23 protein-coding genes and 1 pseudogene are annotated in these 22,952 nt (G+C 70.0%); 2 read left to right on the plus strand and 22 right to left on the minus strand.

Annotated elements, in window-relative coordinates; translation table 11 throughout:
- Positions 1–106: 106 nt before the first annotated feature.
- The 5 genes and pseudogenes from HLH21_RS17060 to HLH21_RS12990 all read right to left on the minus strand — a co-directional run bounded on the left by HLH21_RS17060 (position 107) and on the right by HLH21_RS12990 (position 3,566).
- Positions 107–664, minus strand: coding sequence for a type 1 glutamine amidotransferase domain-containing protein (locus HLH21_RS17060; protein ID WP_246379735.1), 558 nt, complete (start codon positions 662–664; stop codon positions 107–109).
- A gap of 201 nt (positions 665–865) precedes the next feature.
- A pseudogene (locus HLH21_RS17065) lies at positions 866–988 on the minus strand (DUF2934 domain-containing protein); the annotation flags it as partial.
- 85 nt (positions 989–1,073) lie between these two features.
- Positions 1,074–2,156 carry a PAS domain S-box protein gene (locus HLH21_RS12980; RefSeq protein WP_182944179.1) on the minus strand — a complete coding sequence of 361 codons (1,083 nt, stop codon included), beginning with the start codon at positions 2,154–2,156 and terminating at the stop codon, positions 1,074–1,076.
- A gap of 113 nt (positions 2,157–2,269) precedes the next feature.
- On the minus strand, positions 2,270–2,650 hold the full coding sequence (locus HLH21_RS12985) for a UrcA family protein (RefSeq protein ID WP_182944180.1): 381 nt from the start codon (positions 2,648–2,650) through the stop codon (positions 2,270–2,272).
- Positions 2,651–2,855: 205 nt separating this feature from the next.
- Entirely contained in the window at positions 2,856–3,566 is a 711-nt protein-coding gene (locus tag HLH21_RS12990) for an extensin-like domain-containing protein (RefSeq protein WP_182944181.1), read from the minus strand.
- 203 nt (positions 3,567–3,769) lie between these two features.
- Here HLH21_RS12990 and HLH21_RS12995 point away from each other — a divergent pair, with 203 nt between their 5' ends.
- Positions 3,770–4,018, plus strand: coding sequence for a DUF2171 domain-containing protein (locus HLH21_RS12995; RefSeq protein WP_182944182.1), 249 nt, complete (start codon positions 3,770–3,772; stop codon positions 4,016–4,018).
- A 261-nt stretch (positions 4,019–4,279) separates the two neighbouring features.
- Here the strand turns inward: HLH21_RS12995 and HLH21_RS13000 are convergent, their stop codons facing one another.
- The 16 genes from HLH21_RS13000 to HLH21_RS13075 form a co-directional block, all read right to left on the minus strand.
- Positions 4,280–4,804: a CBS domain-containing protein gene (locus tag HLH21_RS13000; RefSeq protein ID WP_182944183.1), complete on the minus strand. Its 525-nt coding sequence runs from the start codon at positions 4,802–4,804 to the stop codon at positions 4,280–4,282.
- Between the two features lie 179 nt (positions 4,805–4,983).
- Positions 4,984–6,495: an NADH-quinone oxidoreductase subunit N gene (locus tag HLH21_RS13005; protein WP_182944184.1), complete on the minus strand. Its 1,512-nt coding sequence runs from the start codon at positions 6,493–6,495 to the stop codon at positions 4,984–4,986.
- Complete coding sequence (locus tag HLH21_RS13010) at positions 6,492–7,991, minus strand: complex I subunit 4 family protein (RefSeq protein ID WP_182944185.1); 1,500 nt, start codon at positions 7,989–7,991, stop codon at positions 6,492–6,494. Before HLH21_RS13010 ends, HLH21_RS13005 begins: the two co-directional genes overlap by 4 nt.
- Positions 7,988–9,844: an NADH-quinone oxidoreductase subunit L gene (gene nuoL, locus HLH21_RS13015; RefSeq protein WP_182944186.1), complete on the minus strand. Its 1,857-nt coding sequence runs from the start codon at positions 9,842–9,844 to the stop codon at positions 7,988–7,990. Before nuoL ends, HLH21_RS13010 begins: the two co-directional genes overlap by 4 nt.
- A gap of 6 nt (positions 9,845–9,850) precedes the next feature.
- Positions 9,851–10,159 carry an NADH-quinone oxidoreductase subunit NuoK gene (nuoK, locus tag HLH21_RS13020; RefSeq protein ID WP_182944187.1) on the minus strand — a complete coding sequence of 103 codons (309 nt, stop codon included), beginning with the start codon at positions 10,157–10,159 and terminating at the stop codon, positions 9,851–9,853.
- On the minus strand, positions 10,156–10,668 hold the full coding sequence (gene nuoJ / locus HLH21_RS13025; protein ID WP_182944188.1) for an NADH-quinone oxidoreductase subunit J: 513 nt from the start codon (positions 10,666–10,668) through the stop codon (positions 10,156–10,158). The genes nuoK and nuoJ overlap by 4 nt, the downstream gene beginning before the upstream one ends.
- Positions 10,665–11,177, minus strand: coding sequence for an NADH-quinone oxidoreductase subunit NuoI (gene nuoI, locus HLH21_RS13030; protein ID WP_182944189.1), 513 nt, complete (start codon positions 11,175–11,177; stop codon positions 10,665–10,667). The genes nuoJ and nuoI overlap by 4 nt, the downstream gene beginning before the upstream one ends.
- A gap of 14 nt (positions 11,178–11,191) precedes the next feature.
- Positions 11,192–12,148, minus strand: coding sequence for an NADH-quinone oxidoreductase subunit NuoH (gene nuoH / locus HLH21_RS13035; protein ID WP_182944190.1), 957 nt, complete (start codon positions 12,146–12,148; stop codon positions 11,192–11,194).
- Positions 12,145–14,859, minus strand: coding sequence for an NADH-quinone oxidoreductase subunit NuoG (nuoG, locus tag HLH21_RS13040; RefSeq protein WP_182944191.1), 2,715 nt, complete (start codon positions 14,857–14,859; stop codon positions 12,145–12,147). The genes nuoH and nuoG overlap by 4 nt, the downstream gene beginning before the upstream one ends.
- A 14-nt stretch (positions 14,860–14,873) precedes the next feature.
- Positions 14,874–16,163, minus strand: coding sequence for an NADH-quinone oxidoreductase subunit NuoF (gene nuoF / locus HLH21_RS13045; protein WP_182944192.1), 1,290 nt, complete (start codon positions 16,161–16,163; stop codon positions 14,874–14,876).
- Positions 16,160–16,669, minus strand: coding sequence for an NADH-quinone oxidoreductase subunit NuoE (gene nuoE, locus HLH21_RS13050; protein WP_182944193.1), 510 nt, complete (start codon positions 16,667–16,669; stop codon positions 16,160–16,162). The genes nuoF and nuoE overlap by 4 nt, the downstream gene beginning before the upstream one ends.
- Positions 16,656–18,434 (minus strand): NADH-quinone oxidoreductase subunit C/D, encoded by a 1,779-nt coding sequence (nuoC, locus tag HLH21_RS13055; protein WP_182944194.1) that lies wholly within the window; start codon positions 18,432–18,434, stop codon positions 16,656–16,658. Before nuoC ends, nuoE begins: the two co-directional genes overlap by 14 nt.
- A gap of 12 nt (positions 18,435–18,446) precedes the next feature.
- Positions 18,447–19,100 carry an NADH-quinone oxidoreductase subunit B gene (locus tag HLH21_RS13060; RefSeq protein ID WP_373319639.1) on the minus strand — a complete coding sequence of 218 codons (654 nt, stop codon included), beginning with the start codon at positions 19,098–19,100 and terminating at the stop codon, positions 18,447–18,449.
- 3 nt (positions 19,101–19,103) lie between these two features.
- A complete protein-coding gene (locus HLH21_RS13065; RefSeq protein WP_182944196.1) occupies positions 19,104–19,514 on the minus strand; it encodes an NADH-quinone oxidoreductase subunit A in 411 nt (136 codons plus the stop codon).
- Between the two features lie 294 nt (positions 19,515–19,808).
- Positions 19,809–20,249: a host attachment protein gene (locus HLH21_RS13070; protein WP_182944197.1), complete on the minus strand. Its 441-nt coding sequence runs from the start codon at positions 20,247–20,249 to the stop codon at positions 19,809–19,811.
- 74 nt (positions 20,250–20,323) lie between these two features.
- Positions 20,324–21,007 carry a CBS domain-containing protein gene (locus HLH21_RS13075; RefSeq protein ID WP_246379718.1) on the minus strand — a complete coding sequence of 228 codons (684 nt, stop codon included), beginning with the start codon at positions 21,005–21,007 and terminating at the stop codon, positions 20,324–20,326.
- Positions 21,008–21,192: 185 nt separating this feature from the next.
- On the opposite strand from HLH21_RS13075, the gene HLH21_RS13080 reads away from it, so the two are divergent.
- Positions 21,193–21,474: a GNAT family N-acetyltransferase gene (locus tag HLH21_RS13080; protein WP_182944199.1), complete on the plus strand. Its 282-nt coding sequence runs from the start codon at positions 21,193–21,195 to the stop codon at positions 21,472–21,474.
- On the opposite strand, the gene HLH21_RS13085 is transcribed toward HLH21_RS13080, so the two are convergent.
- Positions 21,444–22,949 (minus strand): MDR family MFS transporter, encoded by a 1,506-nt coding sequence (locus HLH21_RS13085; RefSeq protein ID WP_220789811.1) that lies wholly within the window; start codon positions 22,947–22,949, stop codon positions 21,444–21,446. The two genes, HLH21_RS13080 and HLH21_RS13085, sit on opposite strands and share 31 nt — an antisense overlap.
- Between the last annotated feature and the right edge of the window lie 3 nt (positions 22,950–22,952).

Genomic DNA, 22,952 nt, shown 5'->3' on the forward strand with positions numbered 1-22,952 from the left:
AGTCGCCATTACCGCCATCATGCGAAAACTCATCGTTCTCGCCAACGCGCTGTTGCGGGACAACCGCCTCTGGACGCCAAAAGCCGCTTGATCACAACGGATACTCTCAGGCGGGGTGCGCCGCCGCGCCGGAGAACAGGGTGACGATGGCCGGGCAGAACAGCTTCAGGTCGCCCGGATCGCGCGCGGTGACCAGTGTGCCGTCGGTCACGACCGATTGGTCGACCCAGTGCGCGCCGGCATTGGTCAGGTCGGCCCGCAGCGACCGCCACGAGGTCATGACATGGCCGTTCACGCCGCCGGCGTCGATCAGGGTCCAGGGGCCGTGGCAGATCGCGGCGATGGGTTTGCCGGCCTGCACGAATTCCCGCACGAAGCGCACGGCGTCGTCATCCATCCGCAGATGGTCGGGGCTGGTCGTGCCGCCGGGCAGGACCAGCCCGTCGAATTCCGCCGCCGCCGCCTGTGCGACCGGCAGGTCGACGTCGTACCGCCTGGTCGGCGTGACATCGGATTTCATGGCCTGGATCTGGCCGGAATGCAGCGACACCAGCACCGTGCGCGCCCCCGCGTCGCGCAGGGCCTTGACGGGTTCGGTCAGTTCCACCTCCTCGACGCCGTCGGTGGCGAGGATCGCGATCGTCCTGCCGTCCAGCGCGCCCATGATGCTGCCCTCGTCCCGGCCGGCCATGTGCGCCTGGTGTCGTGTGGGGAAGGGCACAAGGCGGTCGTCGCCCTGATCGGTCAGCCGGCCGGGAAATTCGCCCAGGTTCTCCTGCAGGAAGGCATCTTCCACCCCGTCCTGTTCGTCGGACGGGCGGATCTGTCCGGCCCCGGCGCTGTCCGCGATGCCGACCAGGGCGCGGGCGGCCTCCAGATAGGCGGCGTCGCCGCCCTCGGGGCATCCGTCCTCCTGCCACAGCAGCCGGGCCTTCGCGCGGATGCGGGCCTCGCGGAGCGGGGAAAAATCGAGGGGATTGTCGGTCATCGTCGTTCTCCGTCTGCCGGCCCTGTCCGTGGGCAGCGCGGGGGATGCCGGCCCGTTCCCTCACATGACGGGGAGGCGCGCCACGTCAGGCCATCAGGCGCGTCAGCGGAATGCACAGGGTGATGACGACGCCGGCCGGCAGCCATTCGCGGTGCACCTGCCCGTGCAGCGCGCCCTGGACGGTGGCCCGTTCCAGCCGGCTGCCGAACCCGTTCTCGGGCGTGGGCGGCGTGACCGGGGGGCCGCCGATTTCGGTCCAGGTCAGTTCCATCATGTCGCCCGTCCGGGCGAGGGCGACGTTCAGCCGTCCGTCCGGGCACGAGAGCGCACCGTATTTCGCGGCATTCGTCGTGAATTCATGCAGCAGCAGGGCCAGGGAGGTCAGCATTGTGCCGGGCAGCACGATATCCGGCCCCGAGATCGCAAGGCGGCTGCCGTCGTCGTTGTCCAGCGGGGCCACGATCGCCGCAAGCAGGGCATGCAGCGAGGTTTCCGAAGGCGCGGGCAGGGCCTGGGACAGGTCGGGCATGGTCAGTTCATGGGCGCGTGCCAGGGCCATGACCCGCTGGGACAATGCGGCGGCAAAAGCGTCCGCGTCATCGGCCGACCGGGCGCTGAGGGCGATCAGGCCATTGACCAGCGCGAACAGGTTTTTCACCCGGTGGTTCATCTCGTGCAGCAGCAGGTCGCGCCGCGCGTCGGCGCGCTTGCGGTCGCTGATGTCGCGGGCGACCTTCGAGGCGCCGACGACGCGTCCGGCCTGGTCGCGCACCGGCGAGACCGTCAGCGAAATGTCGATCAGCGCGCCATCCTTGCGGCGGCGCACGGTTTCGTAATGATCGACGCCCTCGCCCGCCTGGATGCGGGCCAGGATGATCGCGTCCTCCCGCCGCCGGCTTTCGGGGATCAGCATGGTGATGGGGCGGCCGATCGTCTCGGCGGCGGTATATCCGAAAATACGCTCGGCCCCCGCGTTCCAGCTGAGGATGATCCCGTCCAGCGTCTTGCTGAGGATGGCGTCGTCGGAACTGGCGACGACCGCCGCCAGCCAGGCGTTGGCCGTGGGAAATGGCGGTTCCGGGAGCGGGGTTTCGGGGGCGGGGGGCGCGTCACCGGCAGGCTGTCGCGTTTGGTCGGCGGAAGATGACAACGGGCCGGATATCGGCATCAAACTGATGATTCCCCCTGGCTGGCCGATTTTCTCGGCTGGACCAGGGGAGCATGGCATTGTCCGGTGCGCGGCAGAAGCAAAAAAGCGGCCCCTGCCGGCCGGCGGGCGTGCTAGGCCGGTAATCCGTAGCGGCTCAGGGCCTGGTCGAGCATCGGATTGCGGATGTCCGAAATCGCCCGCAGGACGCCGTCGCGCCGGCAGTCGGACCGTTCGATGGCGCGCCGGATTTCCGCCGCGAGCGCGGTGTCGTCGCCGCAGGCCACCAGGGCCGCCCTGTCCAGCCGGGCGATGAACTGCCGCGCATGCGGCACGTCCTGAAGGTCGCGGGCAAAGTAGACGACCCTGACGTGATGCGTCGCCTCGACGGTGACCTGTTCCGATTCATTGGTGATCTGATCGGTGGATTGCGCGTGGACGGCGCCGGGTACCGCCAGCATCGGGGCCACGCCCAGGACGGCCGCAAGGGCAAGCGTCCGGAACACTGTCGTCATGGCGTATCCTCCTTCCTTGAATCCCGGGAGGGCTCATTCATTTCGGGGGCAGGTCTTGCGGCTGTCATGATTCGCATCGTGACGGCTCGGAAATTCCTTCGTATTTTTGTAGTCCAGAAAACGAAAAAAATCAAGAAAGGCCGGGTCGTGGGCCATGGCGCCGGCGCATGGATGCCCGGCCGGACCCTCGGAATCCGCCGTGCGGTCAGTCGCACAGTCCGAAGCCGGTCGCCTGGAGATGGAGATGACCGGCATGCAGTCCGTTATAATCGGGGGACAGTACGACGCCGAAGATCGCGCAGGCGCCGTCGCGGACGCGGCGCAGGAAGACGATGCGCGGGTCCGGTCCGTGGGTGGGCGCGCGCCATGCGCTGACGGGGATTTCGCGCCCGTCCTCCAGCACGAAGGCGGAGACGTCGATCGCGTCGGCGGTGGCGTGGCTGCTGATCGCGCCGGGGCGGTCGCGGATATCGCGACAGGCGAAGCTGCCGGCCTGACGGATGCCACGCAGGCCCATGCCGAACACCGCGCGGGCGGCCGGTTCCGCCACGTCGGTCTGGAACATCGACCAGCGCACCGCCAGACGGCAGGACGCCAGGAAACCGGCCGGCAGGGACGGCGCCGGCCCACCATCCACCCGTTCGCCATCCGTCACCGGGCAGGCCGCCGTTCCCCCTGCCGGCACGGGGCGAAGGCGCAGCGCCGACGTCGCCAGCGCCGCCCGGCACATCGCCCGGTCCGAGGACAGCACCCGCAGCTTGACCGGCGTCATGAAGGTGCGCGGCGCCCCCAGGTTCAGCGGCCGGGTCGGGTCGTAGGCGGGCGGCAGCCAGGCCCGATGGGTCGCGATCGCCATGCCGGCCGCGACAACCAGGGACCACAGCACGATCCGGCCCATCATTCGGCGTGATGGCATGACGGTACCCCTGCGGCAACGATGCGTCGTGGAAATCCTGGCCGCCCCATGGAAAAACGCAACCTTCGTCGCGATATATCCGTTCGACGCCCAGGCCGGGCGACCGGTGGCCGGACAATGCCCTGGTCGAAAATCCCGGGCCGTGCCGGCGCCGTTTCATAATGCGCCGGCGGCGGAAGAATCGGACAGGGAAGGAACGCGACATGATTGATGCGGACGAAGTGCGGCCCGGCATGCCCGTCGTCGGGTGCGATGGCCTTCAGGTGGGTGTCGTCCGGGCGGTGGAAGGCCGGGCCCGCCTGCAACTGACGGGCGCCGACGGCGCCTATCATTTCCTGCCGCTCACCGACGCGGTCCGGATCGCCGGACAGTCGATCGTCCTGGGCCGGCATGCCGCCGACGCCATCGGATCGTTCGACGAGGATATTCCCGCCGGCGAGGACACCACCTGACCGACACGGGACGCCCGGACCGGGTTCTCTCCCGGTCCGGGCTGTCGTTCATGAAAGGGGTCTATACCAACCCGCCTTGTGATTGACGTATAGCCAGGGCTCTGCCCTGGACCCGGCAGGGCCTGAGGCCCTGCACCCCAATCATTTGATAACGAATGGGTTTCCAAAGGGCGACTGCCCTTTGGTGGGTCAAGGGCAACGCCCTTGGCGGGGACATCTCATGCGCCTGGCGTCAGCAGCGCGGCCGGCATGAAGGGGCGGTTATCGGGCGTATCCCGGTGTCCGCGCCGGTCGCGCGCGATGGGCGTCGGCGTCGCGGTGGTTGGTTCGGGGGTCGGCCGTGGTGTGGTTGCTGTCGCGGATATAGGCGCTGAGTTCGTGGGTCACGTGTTCCGCTTCTTCCAGCCGGGCCTTGACGATATCGCCGATGCTGACCAGGCCGATGACGGCGCCGTCGTCGAGGACCGGCAGATGGCGGGTGCGGCGCTCGGTCATCCGGCGGCCGATTTCCATGATGCTTTCATCCAGCGTGGCGGTCGGCACGTCGCGCATCATGATGTCGCGCGCGGCCAGCCGGCCGAAATGCGCGCCGTGGGTGGACAGGGCCGTGACCAGCGTTCGTTCCGACACCAGCCCGGCCAGCCGTCCGGCCATGTCCATGACCGGAACCGCGCCGATGCGATGACGCACCATCGCGTCGGCGATCTGCCCCACCGGCATGTCCTCGCGGACGGTGAAGACGTGATGGCCCTTGTGGTCGAGCACCTGAAGAACGGTGGCGGTCATGGCAGCAGCCTCCCGCATCGCGTGGTGGAATGGAGTGCCCATCCGCGTCATGACTGACGTGTCGGCGGCATGCCTCAGGGCCTCAGGCCCTGGCGGGTTCGGGCAGAGCCCGACCTGTCCTGCCAGATGCGTCCTTGCTTTCGGCGGTTGGTATAAAGGGAAAATGGGACAGGCCGGGGCTACCGCAAGAGGCGCTGCCTCGGCGGCGGGGTGCTAGCGTACAGAATGTCGTGAGAGGCCGCGAGTGTTGCCCCGCCCGGCCCGGCGGACCGGAACAGCGCCGTGGTGCGCTGGACCAGCGGCCCGGGAAACAGGCCGAGCAGCACGGTCGCCAGCGCCAGCGCCGTCAGCAGGACGGTCGTCCCGGAGGCGGCGGCCCCGGCCGGGGCGGCGGTGTCGGGGGCGGGCGTCATCATGACCCGGGCGACGTTCAGGTAGTAGCACAGCCCGATGATGCTGCTGACGATCAGCGCGGCCAGAAGCAGCATCCGGTGGGCCGACATGCCGGCCGCGACGATATAGGCCTTGGCGAAGAAGCCGACGGCCGGCGGAATGCCCGCCAGCGACGCCAGCATGATCGACAGGGCCAGCGCCACGGCGGGCCGGCGGTGGAACATGCCGCGCCACGCGGCCAGGTCCGGCTGGTCGGGCGCCGCGCCGAGGGCGGCGAACGCGCCCAGGGTGGCCGCCGCATAGGCCGCCAGGTAGAACGCGGCGCTGCCCGCGCCCAACGGCCCCGCCGACAGCAGCGCCACCAGCAGATAGCCGATATGGGCGATGGACGAGCCGGCCAGCAGGCGCTTCAGCTTCGTCTGTCCGAACGCCAGCAGGTTGCCGCCGACCATGCTCAGCACCGCGACGATTGCAAGATCCTGGGCGGGCCAGGCCGTGCCGGTCAGGTCGGTCATCGCGAAATAGCGGGCCAGCGCCACGAACAGCGCGATCTTCGAAACCACGGCGATGAAGGCCGCGACCGGTGTGGGCGCGCCGTCCAGCACGTCGGCCAGCCACAGGTGGAAGGGGGCGGCCGACAGCTTGAAGAACAGGCCCGTCAGCACCAGCAGCGTCGCCGCCATGGCCAGCGCCGGTTCGGCCGGGTTGGCCGCCAGCGGGACGGTGAAGCGCAGGTCGCCGGTTTCGGCATAGGCCAGCGCCAGGCCGAACAGCAGGATCGCCGAGGAGGTGCCGGCCAGCACCAGATATTTCATCGCGGCCTCGACGGCGTCGGGCAGGCGGGGGCGATAGGCGATCAGCCCCAGCAGCGACAGGCTGAGGGTTTCCAGCCCCACGAAGAACGCGATGGCGTTGGCGCTGCCGGCGACGACGACCGCGCCCAGCGTGCCCAGCAGCAGCAGCAGATGGGCCTCGTCCGCGCGTTCGCCCGCCATCTGTCGCCAGGACATGGCCAGGATGCCGCCCGACGACAGCAGGATCAGCCCAGCGCCGTAGGCGAACCAGGCATCGGCCGCAAACAGCCGCGCCATATCGGCGGCGTGCGGCGGCGCGGGGGACCACAGGCCGGCGAAGGCGAGGCCGAGGGTGGCCGCCGCGATGATCGCCCCGGCCACCGTCCCGCTTTCCCGTCCCGGCCGGCGACAGGCGATGGCCAGCAGCAGGACCAGGATGCCCGCCGCCAGGACCAGCACCGGCGCCGGCACGTCAGGCAGGGCGGCGATCAGGGTGGCCGTCATGGGCGCGGCCCCCCGGTTAGGGCGGCGTGGGGTAGGGCGGAATGGAGCAGGGGCGCGGGCAGCGACAGGTCGAGCACCGGCTGCGGATACAGGCCCAGCGCCAGCAGCAGCGCCATCGCGGCCCCCAGCACCGCCATGTGTCGCGCCCCGAAATCCGGCAGGGCCGGCCAGCCGTCGCCGGGCGGGGGGCCGAGGAAGGCCCGGCCGACCATCGTCAGCGCATAGAGCGCCGACAGCACCAGCCCCGCCGCCCCCAGGATCGCGATGGGCGGGCTGATGCGCCAGGTGGCCAGCAGCACCAGGAATTCGCCGACGAAATTGCCCAGCCCTGGCAGGCCCAGCGACGCAATGGCGAAGACCAGGCCCGTGGCGGACAGATGCGGCAGCGCCGGCCACAACCCGCCCATGCGGCGCAGGTCGCGGGTGTGCAGCCGGTCCTGCAACGCGCCGGCGATGACGAACAGGGCCCCGGTGCTCAGTCCGTGGGCCACCATCTGCACCACCGCGCCGGCCACGCCCAGCGGCGAGGCCGAGAATACCCCCAGCAGGACGAAGCCCAGGTGGCTGACGCTGCTGTAGGCGATCAGCCGCTTGATGTCGTCCTGCACCAGCGACAGCCACGCGCCATACAGGATGCCCAGCGCGCCCAGCGCCAGCGCCACCGGGGCGAAGCGTATCGCCGCGTCGGGAAACAGCAGGACGACGAAGCGGATCAGCCCGTATCCCCCGGTCTTGAGCAGCACGCCCGCCAACAGCACGCTGCCCGCCGTGGGGGCCTGGGTGTGGGTGTCGGGCAGCCAGACATGCAGCGGCACCACCGGCAGCTTCACCGCGAAGGCGACGAAGAAGCCCAGCATCAGCCCCATCGCCAGCACCGGCGACAGATGGGTCGTGGCCAGGGCGAAGTAATCGAAGGTCAGGATGCCGGTCTGCTGCTGGTGCACGAATGCCAGCCCCAGGATCGACAGCAGCATCAGCAGGCCGCTGCCCTGCGTGAACAGGAAGAATTTGAAGGCCGCGCGGGTCCTGTCCTCGTGCCCCCACACGGTAATCAGCACATACAGCGGCACCAGCATCAGTTCCCAGAAAAAGAAGAACAGGAACAGGTCGGTGGCGATGAACACGCCATCGACGCCGGCGATGGTCGCCAGCAGCAGGGCATGAAACGTGCCGGGTGTGTCCGTGATATCGCGCGACGCCAGCAGGACGCACGGAAAGGACAGGACCACCGTCAGCCACAGCAGCACCAGGCCCAGCCCGTCCATGTCGCAGCGCAGGGTGATGCCCAGCGCCGGAATCCACGGGGCGGAGGCATGCGCCAGCCACGGCCCGCCCCCCGCCGGCACGGCCCAGGTGATGTAGGCCAGCAGGGCCGCCAGCAGCACCAGGGTCGCGACCGCGACGGGCCAGGGCGCGCGCGGCGATGCCCGGCCGGCCAGCCAGGCGGCGGCGGCGCCCACCAGCGGCAGCAGCACCAGGGCATACAGCGCCATCATGGCCGCACCGCCAGGCACAGTGCGGCGACCGTGCCGGCGGCGATCCAGCCGGCATAGCGTCGGACCTGCCCGTCCTGCATCCGGCCCAGCAGCCGCGCCCCCCATCGCGTCGCGGCGGCCAGCAGGTCGGGCACGCGGTCGAACAGGTCGCGGCGGTTCAGCCACCCCAATGCCAGGAACGGCCGGACCAGCAGCAGCCCGTAGGCGGCGTCGAACCCCCAACCCGCGCGGGCCGCGCGCGCCAGCCCGTCATCGGCAGGGGCGGGGGCTCCGGCGCGCGGACGCCACAGGCCCCAGGCCACGGCGATGCCGGCCAGCGGCGCCAGCGCCCCGGCCAGCAGCAGCACCCCCGCGCCCCCTTCCGCGCCCTCCGTCGTCGGGGGGCCGAGCACCGGCGCCAGCAGGCGGAACAGCAGGTGCACCGGGGCGATGGCGTCGGGCATTTCGATCAGGCCGCCGGTCAGCGCCAGCACCGACAGGCCGGCCAGCGGGATGGCCATCGACGCTTCCGTCCGGCCCGTGGGCGCGGTGCGGACCGGCCCCAGGAACACGATGAAGACGCAGCGCGAGATATAGAGCGCGGTCAGGAAGGCCCCCAGCAGCGCCCCCGCCCACAGCACGGGGCCGGCGCGCCACGCCTGCTGCAGGATCGCTTCCTTGCTGTAGAACCCGGCGGTGACCAGCGGCAGGCCGGCCAGCGCCGCCGCCCCGGCCGCGAACGCGGCGAACACGCCCGGCATCGCGCGCCCCAGCCCGCCCATGCGGAAGATGTCCTGCTGGTGGTGCACGCGCAGGATGACCGCGCCCGCCGCCATGAACAGCAGCGCCTTGAAGACGGCGTGCGTCACCAGATGGAAGATCGCCGCCCCCCACGCGCCGGTGCCCAGGGCGAGGAACATGTAGCCAAGCTGGCTGATCGTCGAAAAAGCCAGGATGCGCTTGATGTCGGTCTGCGCCAGCGCGCTGCCGGCGGCCAGCAGCAGCGTGACCAGCCCCAGCACGGCGATGGCGGTCATCACCGCCGGCGCGGCCAGGAACAGCGGGTGCAGCCGCGCGATCAGATAGACCCCGGCGGTGACCATGGTCGCGGCGTGGATCAGCGCCGACACCGGCGTGGGGCCGGCCATGGCGTCGGGCAGCCACACCTGGAACGGCGCCTGCGCCGACTTGGCCAGCGCGCCGCCCAGCAGCAGGGCGGCGGCGGCCTCGGCCACCGGGCCGCCGGGCTGAATGGATCGCAGCACGCCTGCGATCTCCAGCCCGCCGGTCCGGGTGGCCAGCAGCAGCAGGCCGCACAGCAGCGCCGCATCGCCGATGCGCGTGACGATGAAGGCCTTGCGCGCGGCGACGCCATTGGCGGCCTCGGCATACCAGAAGCCGATCAGCAGGTAGGAGCACAGCCCCACCCCTTCCCAGCCGACATACAGGCACAGCAGGTCGGACGACAGCACCAGCACCAGCATCGCGGCGACGAACAGCGTCATGCAGGCGAAGAAGCGCGCCACGTCCGGATCGCCGCGCATGTAGCCGCAGGCATAGAGATGGATCAGGAACCCCACCCCGGTCACCACCAGCATCATCACCAGCGACAGCGGGTCGAGCGTGAAGGCGATGCGGGCATCGAACCCGCCCACGCGCAGCCAGTGCCACAGCACGACATCCAGCCGGTGCGCGGGCGGCGGCGCCGACAGGAAGCGCACGGCCAGCCACAGCGTCAGCGCCGCCGCCAGCCCCACCGCGCCCGCGGCCAGCAGCCGGGCCGCCGGGGGCGGCATGCGCCCGGCCGACAGCAGCAGGATCGCGGCGGCCGCCAGCGGGCACAGGACGATCAGCGGCGGCAGCAGGGCAAGCATGGTCCCTTATCCCTTCAGGCGGTTGCCGGTATCGGCGTCCAGCGTCGGGCGGCCGGCGGCATGCAGGCGCAGCAGAATCGCCAGCCCCACGGCGGCCTCGGCGGCGGCCAGCGCCAGGATCATCAGGAACATGACCTGGCCGTCGGCCGCGTGCCAGCGCATGCCGGCGGCGACGAAGGCCAGGGCGGCGGCGTTGAGCATGATTTCGATCGACATCAGCATGAACAGCAGGTTGCGCCGCACCAGCACCCCCAGCAGGCCCAGCGCGAACAGCATGCTGGCCAGCAGCAGGGCCTGGGCCGGCGCGGCGGTCATGGCGCATCCTCGCCGCGGATATGCCGGCCGATGCGAAAGGCGCTGACCAGGCCGGCCAGCAGCAGGAACGACGCCAGCTCCACCATCAGGACATAAGGCCCGTACAGCGCCAGCCCCACCTGCCGCGTGTCGATGACGGCGATCGGCCCGCCATCGGGGGCGGCCACCACCAGCGCATCGGCCAGCGCCGCCAGCAGCAGCGCGGCCAGCAGCCCCGGCCCGATCCAGCCGCGCGGCGCGATCCAGCTGTTTTCGCGCAGGCGGTCCGGCCGGCCGAGATTGAGCATCATGACCACGAACACGAACAGCACCATGATGGCGCCGGCATAGACGATGACCTCGAGAATCGCGGCGAACGGCGCGCCCAGCACGTCGAAGACGCAGGCCAGCGCCAGCAGCGCCACCACCAGGTACAGCAGCGCGTGGATCGCGACCGCGCGCGTCACCACCATGAAGGTGGCCCAGACCGCCACCAGGGCGGACAGCAGGAAGGGCATGCTGGTGGTCATGGCAGCAGGCTGTGCAGATCGACGGGCGGCTGCTCGCGTTCGGCCTCACCCTTGTCCTTGCCGGGGATTTTCACGCCCGAGACGCGATAGAAGCTGTAGTCGGGATATTTCCCGGTGCCGCTGATGAGCAGGTCCTCCTTTTCATAGACCAGGTTCGGGCGGACATACTCGCTCATCTCGAAATCCGGGGTGAGCTGGATGGCGTAGGTCGGGCAGGCTTCCTCGCAGAATCCGCAGAAGATGCAGCGGGAAAAATTGATCCGGAAATAGTCCGGATACCAGCGCCCGTCCTGTTCGGCCTTCTGCAGGCTGATGCAGTCCACCGGGCAGGCCACCGCGCACAGGTTGCACGCGACGCAGCGTTCCAGCCCGTCGGGGTCGCGCGACAGGATGATGCGTCCGCGATAGCGGGGCGGCAGCGCGGGCCTGGTTTCCGGATAGCCGACGGTGACGCGCCGATGGCCCAGATGCAGGAACGTCAGCCACAGGGTACGCAGGATTCCGAACATGGCATGTCCCCCCGTCAGCCCGGCGCGCGCAGCAGCAGCACCGCGCCGGTCGCGACGATGTTGAGCAGCGACAGCGGCAGCAGAACTTTCCAGCCCAGCGCCATCAACTGGTCGTAGCGTGGGCGCGGCAGGGCGGCCCGCAACAGGATGAACAGGCACACCAGCGCGCCGGTCTTGGCGGCGAACCACAGGGCCGGCGGCAGCACCGGCCCCTGCCAGCCCCCCAGGTACAACGTCGTCACCAGGGCCGAGACCAGGACGATGCCGGCATATTCGCTCAGGAAGAACATCCCGAACTTCATGCCTGAATATTCGGTGTGGAAGCCCGCGCCCAGTTCGTTCTCGCCTTCGGGCAAATCGAAGGGCAGGCGGTGGGTTTCCGCGATTCCGGCCAGCAGGAACACCACGCAGCCCAGGCATTGCGGAATGACGAACCACAGGCCCGCCTGCGCCTGCACGATGTCGCGCAGGCCGAACGATCCGGCCGTCATGACCACGCCCAGCGTCGACAGGCCCATGAACACTTCGTAGCTCATCATCTGCGCCGCCGCCCGCATGCCGCCCAGCAGCGCGTATTTGCTGTTCGACGCCCAGCCCGCCAGCACCACGGAATAGACCCCCAGCCCCATGGTGGCGAACACGAACAGCAGGCCGATATTCAGGTCGCCGGCGATGCTCCACAGCGCGGTGACGGGAATGACCCCGAAGGCCAGCAGGACCGTCATCATGCCGATGGCCGGCGCCAGGACGAAGACCGGCCGGTCGGCGAAGGGGGGAATCCAGTCCTGCTTGAACAGGATCTTGATGCCGTCGGCCACCGCCTGGAACAGGCCGCCCGGCCCGACGCGGTTGGGGCCGTAGCGATCCTGCCACAGGCCCAGCAGCCGGCGTTCGGCCCAGGTCAGCATCGTGGCCAGCCCCAGCAGCACGACCAGCGTGGTGGCGATGACAAGCAGCGGCGGGGGCGTCATGGCGTATCGTCCCCGTGAGGCTGGACGATCGCCCAGGCGGGGGCGGCGAAGGCGCGCAGGGCCATGTGCGGCGGGCACAAGGCGATGCCCGGCGGCAGGGCCGGATCGCGGATGACGGGCAGGACCACCCTTTGGCCATTGAGGCGCAATGCGATCGTGGGCGTGGCGCCGCCGTCATCGGCGATGCGTAGCGCGGCGGCTTCGACGCGGGCGGCGATGGGGGGCGACAGGGTGCTGAGCTCCTCGGTCCCGAACAGGCGGGGTTCGGGCAGCAGCAGGATTTCCCCCGCGCGGGGGACAAAGGGGGCGGGGATGGCGGTGGCGTAGGCGGAACGGGGGCGCGGGGTTTCGTCCTGGCGTGCGCCGTCCAGCAGGCGCACGCCGGCGTCGCCGCCGCGCATCGGCCCGCCGATTTCCTGCTGGAAGCGATTCAGGGACTGGACCGAATTCCAGCCCGGCGCCTGGTAATAGGGGACCAGCGCGCCGGGGATGGCGGGGCCGTACGCGCCCTCCATCGTGGGCGCCAGCGGGGTGTCCGGCGCCGCTGGAGGGGGACGGTCGCGGACGCTGATATTGGCCCGCACGGCGGTGCGGCCGCTGATGCGCGGCGGTTCGCTGCGGAGGCGCGCCCCGTCCAGGCGATAGGCGGCATCGGGCGCGGCCCGGCCGATCGGGGCCAGGGACGGGATCTCGGCGGCGATGGCGGCGACGATATCGTCCAGATCCTGCCAGACGGGGGCCGTCCCCGGATCGGCTGCCTGCGCCAGGTCGCGCGCCCAGCGCCAGCCGGCCTGAAGGGGCGGGTCGGGGAACAGGACCTGCAGGAAGCGTTGCGCCCGCCCCTCGGTGCTGACCAGGGTGCCGCCGCATTCGGCGAAGCTCGCCGACGGCAGGACCAGGTCGGCCCGGGCGGACAGCGGGGTCGCGGTGTGGTCGATGACCACCAGATGCGGCACGGCGGCCAGCAGGGCGTCGAGCGCCGCCGGGTCCAGCCGGCGGGTCAGATCGTTTTCCATCACCACCAGCGTGCCGATGCCGCCGTCCCGCGCCAGCGCGCGCACTGCGTCCAGCGACAGCCCGTCCATCAGCGCCAGCCCCATGCTGTCGCAGTCCGGCAGGATCAGCGACAGCGCGGCGGCGCTGTTGTGCGCCGCCAGCGCGGCGGCGATGGCGGCGGCGGCCTGCGGCAGCGCCGCCGTGCCGTACTGGGTGCCGGCGACGATCAGCGGACGGGCGGCGGCGCGCAGGGTCGCCGCGATGTCGGCGGCCAGCCGGGCCGCGTCTTCCGGCAGGTCCGGCACATCGGGGGCCGTGGGGTCGATGCCGTGCGCGATGGCGAAGCCCAGGCGGGCGATGTCGTCCGGCGCGGCGCGATAGGTGGCGCGCGCGATCGGGTCCAGATCGGTCGGGCCGGGGGTGGCGACGAACAGCGGCGAGCATGCCTCCGCCCCCAGGGTGCGGACGGCGGCGTCCATCCAGCGCGGGATGCGCGCGGCGTCGGCGATATCGAAGGCGGCCTGCCGCACCGCCTGCCGCAGGGCCAGGCCGGCGCGGGGGGCGGTGACGGTGACGTTCTCGCCCAGGATCAGCACGGCGTCGGCCGATTCCATGTCATGCAGGGTGGGGTTGCGCGCGGGACTCGCGCGCAGCAGGTCCGCGACCAGGCGCGCCAGCCCGTGCTCCGGCTCGGCCATGCCGGTCGAAAACCGCGCCGGCCCGGCCAGCGCGCGCAGCGCGAAATTGGATTCCAGCGATGCGCGGCTCGACCCGATGCCGACCACCGGTCCGTCCTGCGCCATCATCTGGAAGCGGCGCAGGGCGTCCTGCACCGGCACCGGCGTCGGGCGGCCGTCGATCCGGGCCAGGGGCGCGCGCAGGCGGGACGGCGCGGCGGTGAAGCCATGGCCGAAGCGCCCCCGGTCGCACAGGAAATAGCGGTTGACCGCGTCGTGATAGCGGTTGAGCACCCGTCGCGTGCTGTCCTGCCGCGCATTGACGATGGTGTTGCAGCCCACGGCGCAATGCGTGCAGACCGAAGGCGCGCCCCGCAGGTCCCATTTGCGGCTGTAGACCGCCGAGAACGGCTTGTCGGTGAACACCCCGGTCGGGCAGATTTCCACCAGGTTGCCGCTGAAGCCGTTTTCCAGCGCGCCGTCGGCATGGCGGCCGAAATAGACGTCGTTATGGGTGGCGAAGGCCGCCAGGTCCTCGCCGCCCGCATAGTCGCGATAGAACCGCACGCAGCGATAGCAGGCGATGCAGCGATTCATCTCGTGATTGACGAAGGGGCCGAGATCCTGGTTGCGATGGGTGCGCTTGGTGAAGCGATAGCGGCGGACGGCGTGGCCGGTCATCACCGTCATGTCCTGAAGATGGCATTCGCCGCCTTCCGCGCAGACCGGGCAGTCGTGCGGGTGGTTGGTCATCAGCCATTCCACGACGCTGGCGCGGAATTCGCGGGCCTCGGCATCGTCGATGGACAGGATCGCGCCGTCGGTGGCCGGCGTCATGCAGGCCATGACGATGCGGCCGGTGCGGTCGTCGGGGCCGCTGTATTGCCGCACGGCGCATTGCCGGCACGCGCCGACCGACCCCAGTTCGGGGTGCCAGCAGAAATAGGGCAGGTCGGCCCCGGCCTCGAGACATGCCTGAAGCAGGTTCTCGCCCGGCCGGGCGGGGCAGGGGCGGCCGTCGATATGGATCGTCGCCATTGCCCGGCGTCCCCCTATGCGGCCTGGCGCAGCGGGCAGCCGCGCTGGTGGATGTGGGCCTCGAAGTCCGCGCGGAACAGGCGCAGCCCGCTGGCCAGCGGCGCCATCGCGCCCGGCGCGTGCGCGCAGAAGGTGCGGCCCATCGGCCCCAGCAGGCGGGCATGGTCGGCCAGGCGGTCCAGGTCCTCGGGCGCGCCGCTGCCGTCCTCGATCGCGGCCAGCAGCCGTTCGACCCACGGCAGCCCGTCGCGGCAGGGCGTGCACCAGCCGCAGGATTCCTGGGCGAAGAAATGTTCCAGGTTATGCAGCATGCCGATGGGGCAGGTCCGGTCGTCCAGCAGGATGGCCTGGCCGGTGCCCAGCCGGCTGCCGGCCTTTTCCACCGCGCCGTACTCCATCGCCACATCGACCTGCCCGGCATCGAGGAAGGCGGTGGACGCCCCGCCCGGCAGCAGCGCGCGCAAGGCGTAACCGTCGCGCATGCCGCCGGCATGCTGTTCGATGATCTCGCGCAGGGGGGTGCCCATCGGCAGTTCCCAGGTGCCGGGGCGACGGACGCGCCCGCTGATGCCGTACAGCTTGGTCCCGCCGTCGGGGCCGAGGCCCAGCGCGCGGAACCACTCCGCGCCGTTGGCGACGATGTGCGGCACGTTGCACAGGGTCTCGACATTGTTGACGACGCTGGGCGCGCCCCACAGCCCGCCGACCTGGGGGAAGGGCGGCTTGCTGCGCGGCTGGGCGCGCTTGCCTTCCAGTGCGGTCAGCAGCGCCGTTTCCTCGCCGCAGATATAGCGCCCGCCGCTGGTATGGACATGGATGTCGAACCCGAAGCCGGAGCCCAGGATGTCCGCGCCCAGCCAGCCGGTGGCGCGGGCATCGGCGATGGCGCGGGTCAGGCGGTCCAGCGCCACATGATATTCGCCGCGCAGGAAGATCACCCCGTGGCCGGCCTGGATGGCGTAGCCCGCGACGATCATGCCCTCGATCAGTTGCAGCGGGTTGCCTTCCATCAGCAGCCGGTCCTTGAAGGTGCCGGGCTCCATCTCATCGGCGTTGGCGATCAGGTATTTGCGGCGGGTGGCGGCCGGCTCCTTGGGCACGAAGCTCCATTTCTGGCCGGTCCCGAACCCCGCCCCCCCGCGTCCGCGCAGGGTCGAGCGCGTCACGACGTCGATCACCGCGTCCGGCGTCATGTCCCGCAGGGCCGCGCGCGCGCCCCGCCAGCCGCCGGCCCTGCCGTACGCGGCGCAGTCGGGCGGGCCGGCGGCGGGGTCGATCATGGCGGTCAGCGGCCGTTCGGTCATGTCGGCGGTCCCTCGGGCGTGTCCGCGGCCAGGGCGTTCGCGATCCGGTCGATGCCCGCTTCGTCCAGGTCGCCATGCAGCGTGCGATCGACCAGCATGGCGGGGGCGTGGTCGCAATGGCCCAGGCAGACGATGGGCAGCAGCGTGACCGCCCCGTCCGCCGTCGTCTGGCCCGGCCGGATGCCCAGCCGGTCGCACAGGCGCGCGCACAGGGCGTCGCGCCCCATGATCCAGCACGACACGCTGTCGCACATCAGGATGACGTGGCGGCCCACCGGCCGGCGGAAGACCAGGTTGAAGAAGGTGGCGACCCCGTCGAGGTCGGCCGGCGACAGGCCGAGCAGGCCGGCGACGTCGGCCAGATGCGCGTCGCTGACCCAGCCCAGGCGGGCCTGCACCGCCATCAGGGCGGGGATGGCCGCCATGCGCGCATGGTGCTCGGCCGCCGCCATGGCCGCGATGTCGGCCCGCAGGTCCGGCGGCAGGGGGGCGTCAGCGGTCGACATCGGCCATCACGAAATCAATGCTGCCGATGATGGCGATCAGGTCCGCGATCATGGTGCCCCGGCTTATCAGCGGGATCATCTGAAGATGCGGGAAGGACGGCGTGCGGATGCGCGTGCGGTAGGACATCGTCCCGCCGTCGCTGACCAGATGGTAGCTGTTCAGCCCCTTGGTGGCCTCGACGCAGGCGCGGGCCTCGCCCGGCGGAATGACCGGCCCCCAGCTGACGTTCAGGAAATGATGGATCAGGGTTTCGATGTCATGCATCGTCCGCGCCCGGGGCGGCGGCGTGGTCAGGGGATGGTCGGCCTTGATGGGGCCGGCCGGCATGTTGTCCACGCACTGGCGGATGATGCGTAGGCTCTGGCGGATTTCCGCGATATGCACGACGACGCGGTCGTAGCAATCGCCGTTCGCAGCCGTCGGGATGTCGAATTCAAGCTGGTCGTAACAGGCATAGGGCGCCTGGCGGCGATAGTCCCATGCCAGCCCGCAGGCGCGCAGGCCGGGGCCGGTCACGCCCCATTCCACGGCCTCGCGCACCGTGTAGGCGCCCACGCCCCTGGTGCGCGCGCGAAAGATGCCGTTTCGCATCACCATCTTGTCGTATTCGTCCAGGCGGCGGGGCAGGTAGTCCAGGAAGGCGCGGACCAGGCCATCCCAGCCGCGCGGCAGGTCCATCGCCACGCCGCCGATACGAAACCACGCGGGATGCATGCGAAAACCGCAGATGGCCTCGATGATCTCGAACACCCGTTCGCGGTCGCTGAACATGTAGAACACGGGCGACAACTGCCCGACGTCCTGCGTCATGGTGCCGTAGAACACCAGGTGGCTGGCGATGCGGAACAGTTCGGCCAGCATCACGCGGATCATCTGCGCGCGGTCGGGCACGGTGATGCCGGCCAGCTTTTCCACCGCCATGACATAGGGAAAATTGTTCATCACCCCGCCCAGGTAATCGACGCGGTCGGTGTAGGGGATGAAGCTGTGCCAGGACTGGCGTTCGCCCATTTTCTCGGCGCCGCGATGGTGGAAGCCGATGTCGGGCACCGCGTCCACGATCCGTTCGCCGTCCAGTTGCAGGACGATGCGGAACACGCCATGCACGCTGGGGTGGTTGGGGCCGAGATTGAGGAACATGAAGTCGCTGTTTGCGGAATGCCGTCGCATGCCCCATTGGGCGGGGTCGAAGCGCAGGGCCTCCTGCTCGGCGAATTCCTGGTCTTCGGTCAGGCTGTAGGGCGGCATCTCGGTGGCGCGGGCGTAATGGTCCTTACGCAAGGGATGGCCGGTCCAGGTCGGCGGCGTCAGGATGCGGCGCAGGAACGGGTGCCCGTCGAACACGATGCCGAACAGGTCCCAGACTTCGCGTTCGTACCAGTTCGCGTTCGGCCACAGGTCGGTGATGGTGGGGGCATGCGGACTGTCGGCCGGCAGCGGCACCTTCAGGCGCAATTCATCGCCCGGCCCGGCAAACGACATCAGGTGATAGACCAGCGTGAAGGCGCTGTCCGGCTGGTCCGCGCGATGCGTGCGCTGCCGTTCGTCGATCGCGGTCAGGTCGAACAGCATGCGTAGGCCGGCGTCCGGCTGCCGCAGCCGCGCCATTGCCCCGTGCAGGTGTTCCCGGGCGATCCAGACGGTCGGCACCTCGTCACGCGTGCGTTCGACGGCCAGCACGATGGGGGGAACGGTGTCCGAGATCTGCGCCAGCATCGTGGCGTCGCGCGCATCGGCGGGGCGGGGCGGGGCGGTGACGCTCATCGGCCCGGGCGCTCAGATCGTGTCGGGCGCGCGCAGGTCGCGCGCCGCCCGTCGTGCGTCGCGCTTCATGTCGCGCAGGCTGGGCGGGGTCACGCGCTCGACCCCCTGGGGGCCGATCATCCAGCTTAATGGCCGGCGCTGGGTGGCGATGGAGCGTTGCAGCAGCATCAGCCCTTCCAGCAGCGCGTCGGGCCGGGGCGGGCAGCCGGGGACGTAGACATCGACGGGCAGGAAGCTGTCGACGCCCTGCACCACGCTGTAGATATCGTACATCCCGCCGGAATTGGCGCAGGAACCCATCGAGATGACCCAGCGCGGTTCCAGCATCTGGTCGTACAGATATTTGATGATCGGGGCCATCTTCACGAAGACGGTGCCGGAGATCACGATCAGGTCGGCCTCGCGCGGGGTGGCGCGCAGTACCTCGGACCCGAAGCGGGCGATGTCGTACTTGCTGGTGAAGGCCGTCGCCATTTCGACATAGCAGCAGGACAGGCCGAAATTGAACGGCCAGATCGAATTCTTCTGCCCCCAGGATACGAAATCCTGAAGTCGGCCCATGACCAGGTTGCGGCGTATGGTCTCGGTCACGCTATGGGGCGCGCCGCCCGTCTCCGGGCCGCCCGCTGCGGGTGTCCCCCCTGCCGGGGTCATGGTCCAGCGCATGTCCTATCCCCTGTCCGGCCGTGCGCGGGGCGTCGGGCCCCAATCCAGCCCGCCGCCGCGCCACAGGTAGGCCAGCGCCGCCGCCAGGAAGAAGATGAAGACGACGATCGCGCCGTATCCCCGCCATCCGGCCTCGGTCGCGACCGGCGCCCAGGAAAACAGGAAGACCGATTCCACGTCGAAGATGACGAAGAACATCGCGATCAGGTAGTATTGTATCGGCAGGCGCAATTGCGCCGAACCCACGGGCAGGATGCCGGATTCGAACGGCAGGTTCATGGACCGGCCCCGCGCCGGGCCGACGCGCCGCGTGCCCGTGATGGCCGACAGGGCCAGGATCACGACGAGAAGCCCGGCGATCGCCGCCGCATAGGCCGTCAGGGGGTGCAGAGACAGGAAGTCCGACAAGGCCATCACCCCCGTGTCATCGTGACCGAGATTGCGGGACAGGCTGTGAGTGTCGCGTGGGACGACAACGTGGCCCCCCGGCAAAAGTTCGGGTCCGGGGGACGGGGTTTTTAAGAGCCTGTTTGAAAATGTGGGCTGGCGAGCGAGAGCGGAGCGCAGTGAAGCGCCCGGCGTGTGTTTTTGAGCACCGAAGCGGAGCGGCCTTATGGGCCGTGAGCATCGGAGCGCAGAAAACGCGCGTCGGATCGCCGCCAGCGCGCATTTTCAAACAGGCTCCAAGGAATGGGCGCGCCGGCGCGATTACCAGATCCAGCGGCCGACATGCGCCTTCAGTTCATGGTCGGGCACCTTGACCAGATCCTTGTCCAGCACGCCGATGACCCGGCAGCCGACCTCGGGGACGAGATTCTGGGTAATGACGGCGCTGGTGCGCGCGGGCGCCACCACTACCAGCGCGTCGTCCAGTGTCTGGCGCGCGTTGATCTGCGCCGCCACCAGGCGGGCGAATTTCTGCTTTTCCAGACTGTGCAGGTCATGGCGCGGGGCCAGGGCGTGATGGGCGGTGGAATCGCTGTGGAAACTGGCCCCCGGCGCGTCGTCCCCCAGATCGGAGGACTGCTTGTGCGCCGCCGTCGAATCGAACGATGCGATGCTGTGCAGGGCGTGGTTGTCATCCGCCTGCACAAAGCGCGCGTGCTCGCCATCCGCGATGACGAAAAGAATATTCTGTTTCCTGTGCATGATGTCGTGTTCCGCCGCGATCCGAGGAAATGAACAACGCCGGGCGTGCCCGCCCGTTCTACATAGGCCCCCCTCTATATAGGCATCGTCGTGCCCGTCATCGGTTCGACGAAGACCAGGTGGTCGATGACGGATTCGACGCCTTTCACGTTTTCCGCCGCCACGCGGGCCGCCGTCCGCAATCGGGAATCGAAGATCGCGCCGCTGAGTTCCACCACCCCGTTATGGACCTGGACGTTGATGAAGCTGGGGCCGGCCCAGCGCGGCTCGTTACGGTATTCCTCGAGGATGGCGGCGCGGATGCTGTCGTCGTCGGTGGTGCTCTCCTGCGGCGTCAGGACCTGGAGCAGGGCGCGCAGGATGTCGGCGCGCGACAGGATGCCGACCAGCCGCGCGCCGTCGAGCACCGGCAGGCGCTTGACGTGATGATGGACCATCTCGTCCACCGCGTCCTCGACCGGGGACGTGGCGGCGATGGCGATCGGCTCCGCGGTCATGACGTCGCCGACCGTGCGCCCGTGGGTGCGGACATACTCGGCCGCCGCCCGGCCGGGGGATTGCAGCAGCGTCCCCAGCCACGAGCGCATGCCCTCGGTGCCCAGTTCGCTGCGGCGCAGCAGGTCGCCTTCGGTCAGGATGCCGACCAGTTGCCCCTGCGACGTCACCACCGGCACGCCGCTCATCTTGTTGGACAACATCAGACGCGCCGCTTTTTCGATGGTGTCGAACGGATCAATCGCGATGGCCGGCGACGTCATGATGTCCCTGACCTGCATGACACGCGCCCTTTCCCGTGGTGTGGAACGGACATGCGTCCCGGCGGACGGGGGTGCAATCCTGCTCGTGGATTCGTGATCCTGGCCGATCGGCGCAGGGGGTGTGGATCGGCGGCCCGCACGCGATCTGTTCAAAAAAGGGGGCTGTTCAAAAAAAGGGGGCGGCGATGACCGATCTGATCGACGACACGGTGCGCCATCGCTTCGAGCTTCATGCCGAAGGCGGGGTGGCGTTCGTGGCTTACACCGTGGAGGGCGGGCGGCTGGTGCTGGGCCATACCTCGGTTCCGCCCGCGCTGGAGGGGCGCGGCATCGGGTCGGCGCTGGTGCGCGCGGTCCTCGATGAAGCGCGGGGGCGGGGGATGCGGGTGGTGTCGCGCTGTTCGTTCGTCACGGCCTATATCCGCCGCCACCCGGATTATGCCGATCTGCTGGTGCGCGGCGCCTGAGGATCGGTGGTGGACTCCGGCGTCCGCCGCGTCGCCAGCGGGCGTTCGGGCAGGAACAGGATGGCGACCAGCGACAGGGCGATGATCGCGGCGCCGGCCAGGAAGGTCGTGGCGATGGCGTGGCGGTAGAGCGCGACCGTCGCGGCATGGTCCCGCGCTGAACCCGCGCCCGCCGGTACGCTCCGGGCCAGGATGACGCCGGCCCCGGCGACGCCGGCCAACCCGCCCAGCGACCGGAAGAACGCCAATGTCGCGGTGCCGACGCCGCGATGGGCGACGGGCAGCGCGTTCTGCACGGCGATGGTCATGTTCGGCGTGACCAGCCCGAGGCCGCATCCCAGGGCCGTCATCGCCGGTTCGATCACGCCCAGCCCGCGCGCGGTGGCGCTGGCCCAGCCGAGGATCGCGAAGGATGCCAGCGCCAGCGTCAGGCCGCCGATCTGCGCCGGCTTGTAGCGGCCCGAGCGCAGCAGCACCCGCCCGTTGAACACCGACGAGGCGACGACCCCGATCATCAGCGGTCCGGTCAGGAAGCCGGAATGCGACGGGCTGACCCCCATGACCAGCTGGAAGAACAGCGGAAAGAACAGGCCCGCCCCCATCAGCCCCATGAACGCCAGCGCCAGGACCAGGCTGGCCACGACGAACAGCCGGTCGTGGAACAGGCCGGGCGGCAGGACCGGTTCCGGCACGCGGCGGATATGCCGGACGAACAGGAACAGCAGCAGCGCCGCCGCCGCCGCCAGGCCCGCGGTCGGCGCGGACGCCCATGCCCATTCCGACCCCCCCAGGGTCAGGACCAGCAGGAAGGCGGTGGTGGCCCCGGTCATCAGCAGGGCGCCCGGATAGTCGATCCGCCGCGCGCGGACCGGGTGACGAAACCGCCGCAACGCCCGCGTGACGACCAGCAGCGCGGCGGCGCCGATCGGCAGGTTGAGGTAGAAGATCCAGTGCCAGGACAGCAGGTCGGTGACGACCCCGCCCGCGACCGGCCCCAGGACGCTGCACACTGCGAATACGGACGCCACCATGCCCTGCCGCCGGCCGCGCCGGGCGGCGGGCACCAGGTCGCCGATGATGATCTGGGTGAGCGGCAGCAGGCCCCCCGCCCCCAGCCCCTGGATCGCGCGGAACAGGATCATCTGAAAAAGGCTGTGCGCTGCGCCGCACAGTACCGACCCCAGCAGGAAGGCCAGCACGGCCCCGGTCAGGACCGGCTTGCGGCCGTACTGGTCGGCCAGCTTGCCGTAGAGCGGCATGACGCTGGTCGAGGCCAGGACGTAGGCCGACACGATCCACGACATATGGGTGACGCCGCCCAGGTCGCCGACGATGCGGGGCAGGGCGGTGGCCACGATGCTCTGGTCCAGCGCGCCCAGCGCCAGGACGATCATCAGGCCGCGCACCACCGCGCGGATTTCCGCCGGTGTCGGTGCGTCGGGATCGGGCGGGGCGTCGTCGGGCGGGAGGGGCACGGC

Source organism: Gluconacetobacter johannae, from assembly GCF_014174305.1.
GTDB lineage: Bacteria > Pseudomonadota > Alphaproteobacteria > Acetobacterales > Acetobacteraceae > Gluconacetobacter > Gluconacetobacter johannae.

What these genes read in the sequence shown, in the direction of transcription:
- nuoJ (WP_182944188.1), bottom strand. Translation starts at nt 10,668, where the DNA reads ATGACCACCAGCATGCCCTTCCTGCTGTCCGCCCTGGTGGCGGTCTGG.
- HLH21_RS13070 (WP_182944197.1), bottom strand. Translation starts at nt 20,249, where the DNA reads ATGCACAGGAAACAGAATATTCTTTTCGTCATCGCGGATGGCGAGCAC.
- HLH21_RS12995 (WP_182944182.1), top strand. Translation starts at nt 3,770, where the DNA reads ATGATTGATGCGGACGAAGTGCGGCCCGGCATGCCCGTCGTCGGGTGC.
- HLH21_RS12985 (WP_182944180.1), bottom strand. Translation starts at nt 2,650, where the DNA reads ATGACGACAGTGTTCCGGACGCTTGCCCTTGCGGCCGTCCTGGGCGTG.
- HLH21_RS17060 (WP_246379735.1), bottom strand. Translation starts at nt 664, where the DNA reads ATGGGCGCGCTGGACGGCAGGACGATCGCGATCCTCGCCACCGACGGC.
- HLH21_RS13065 (WP_182944196.1), bottom strand. Translation starts at nt 19,514, where the DNA reads ATGGCCTTGTCGGACTTCCTGTCTCTGCACCCCCTGACGGCCTATGCG.
- HLH21_RS13080 (WP_182944199.1), top strand. Translation starts at nt 21,193, where the DNA reads ATGACCGATCTGATCGACGACACGGTGCGCCATCGCTTCGAGCTTCAT.
- nuoC (WP_182944194.1), bottom strand. Translation starts at nt 18,434, where the DNA reads ATGAGCGTCACCGCCCCGCCCCGCCCCGCCGATGCGCGCGACGCCACG.
- HLH21_RS13005 (WP_182944184.1), bottom strand. Translation starts at nt 6,495, where the DNA reads ATGACGGCCACCCTGATCGCCGCCCTGCCTGACGTGCCGGCGCCGGTG.
- nuoI (WP_182944189.1), bottom strand. Translation starts at nt 11,177, where the DNA reads ATGTTCGGAATCCTGCGTACCCTGTGGCTGACGTTCCTGCATCTGGGC.
- nuoE (WP_182944193.1), bottom strand. Translation starts at nt 16,669, where the DNA reads ATGTCGACCGCTGACGCCCCCCTGCCGCCGGACCTGCGGGCCGACATC.
- HLH21_RS12990 (WP_182944181.1), bottom strand. Translation starts at nt 3,566, where the DNA reads ATGCCATCACGCCGAATGATGGGCCGGATCGTGCTGTGGTCCCTGGTT.
- HLH21_RS13010 (WP_182944185.1), bottom strand. Translation starts at nt 7,991, where the DNA reads ATGATGGCGCTGTATGCCCTGGTGCTGCTGCCGCTGGTGGGCGCCGCC.
- HLH21_RS12980 (WP_182944179.1), bottom strand. Translation starts at nt 2,156, where the DNA reads ATGCCGATATCCGGCCCGTTGTCATCTTCCGCCGACCAAACGCGACAG.
- nuoF (WP_182944192.1), bottom strand. Translation starts at nt 16,163, where the DNA reads ATGACCGAACGGCCGCTGACCGCCATGATCGACCCCGCCGCCGGCCCG.
- nuoG (WP_182944191.1), bottom strand. Translation starts at nt 14,859, where the DNA reads ATGGCGACGATCCATATCGACGGCCGCCCCTGCCCCGCCCGGCCGGGC.
- HLH21_RS13000 (WP_182944183.1), bottom strand. Translation starts at nt 4,804, where the DNA reads ATGACCGCCACCGTTCTTCAGGTGCTCGACCACAAGGGCCATCACGTC.
- nuoL (WP_182944186.1), bottom strand. Translation starts at nt 9,844, where the DNA reads ATGCTTGCCCTGCTGCCGCCGCTGATCGTCCTGTGCCCGCTGGCGGCC.
- HLH21_RS13060 (WP_373319639.1), bottom strand. Translation starts at nt 19,100, where the DNA reads ATGCGCTGGACCATGACCCCGGCAGGGGGGACACCCGCAGCGGGCGGC.
- HLH21_RS13075 (WP_246379718.1), bottom strand. Translation starts at nt 21,007, where the DNA reads ATGACGTCGCCGGCCATCGCGATTGATCCGTTCGACACCATCGAAAAA.
- nuoK (WP_182944187.1), bottom strand. Translation starts at nt 10,159, where the DNA reads ATGACCGCCGCGCCGGCCCAGGCCCTGCTGCTGGCCAGCATGCTGTTC.
- nuoH (WP_182944190.1), bottom strand. Translation starts at nt 12,148, where the DNA reads ATGACGCCCCCGCCGCTGCTTGTCATCGCCACCACGCTGGTCGTGCTG.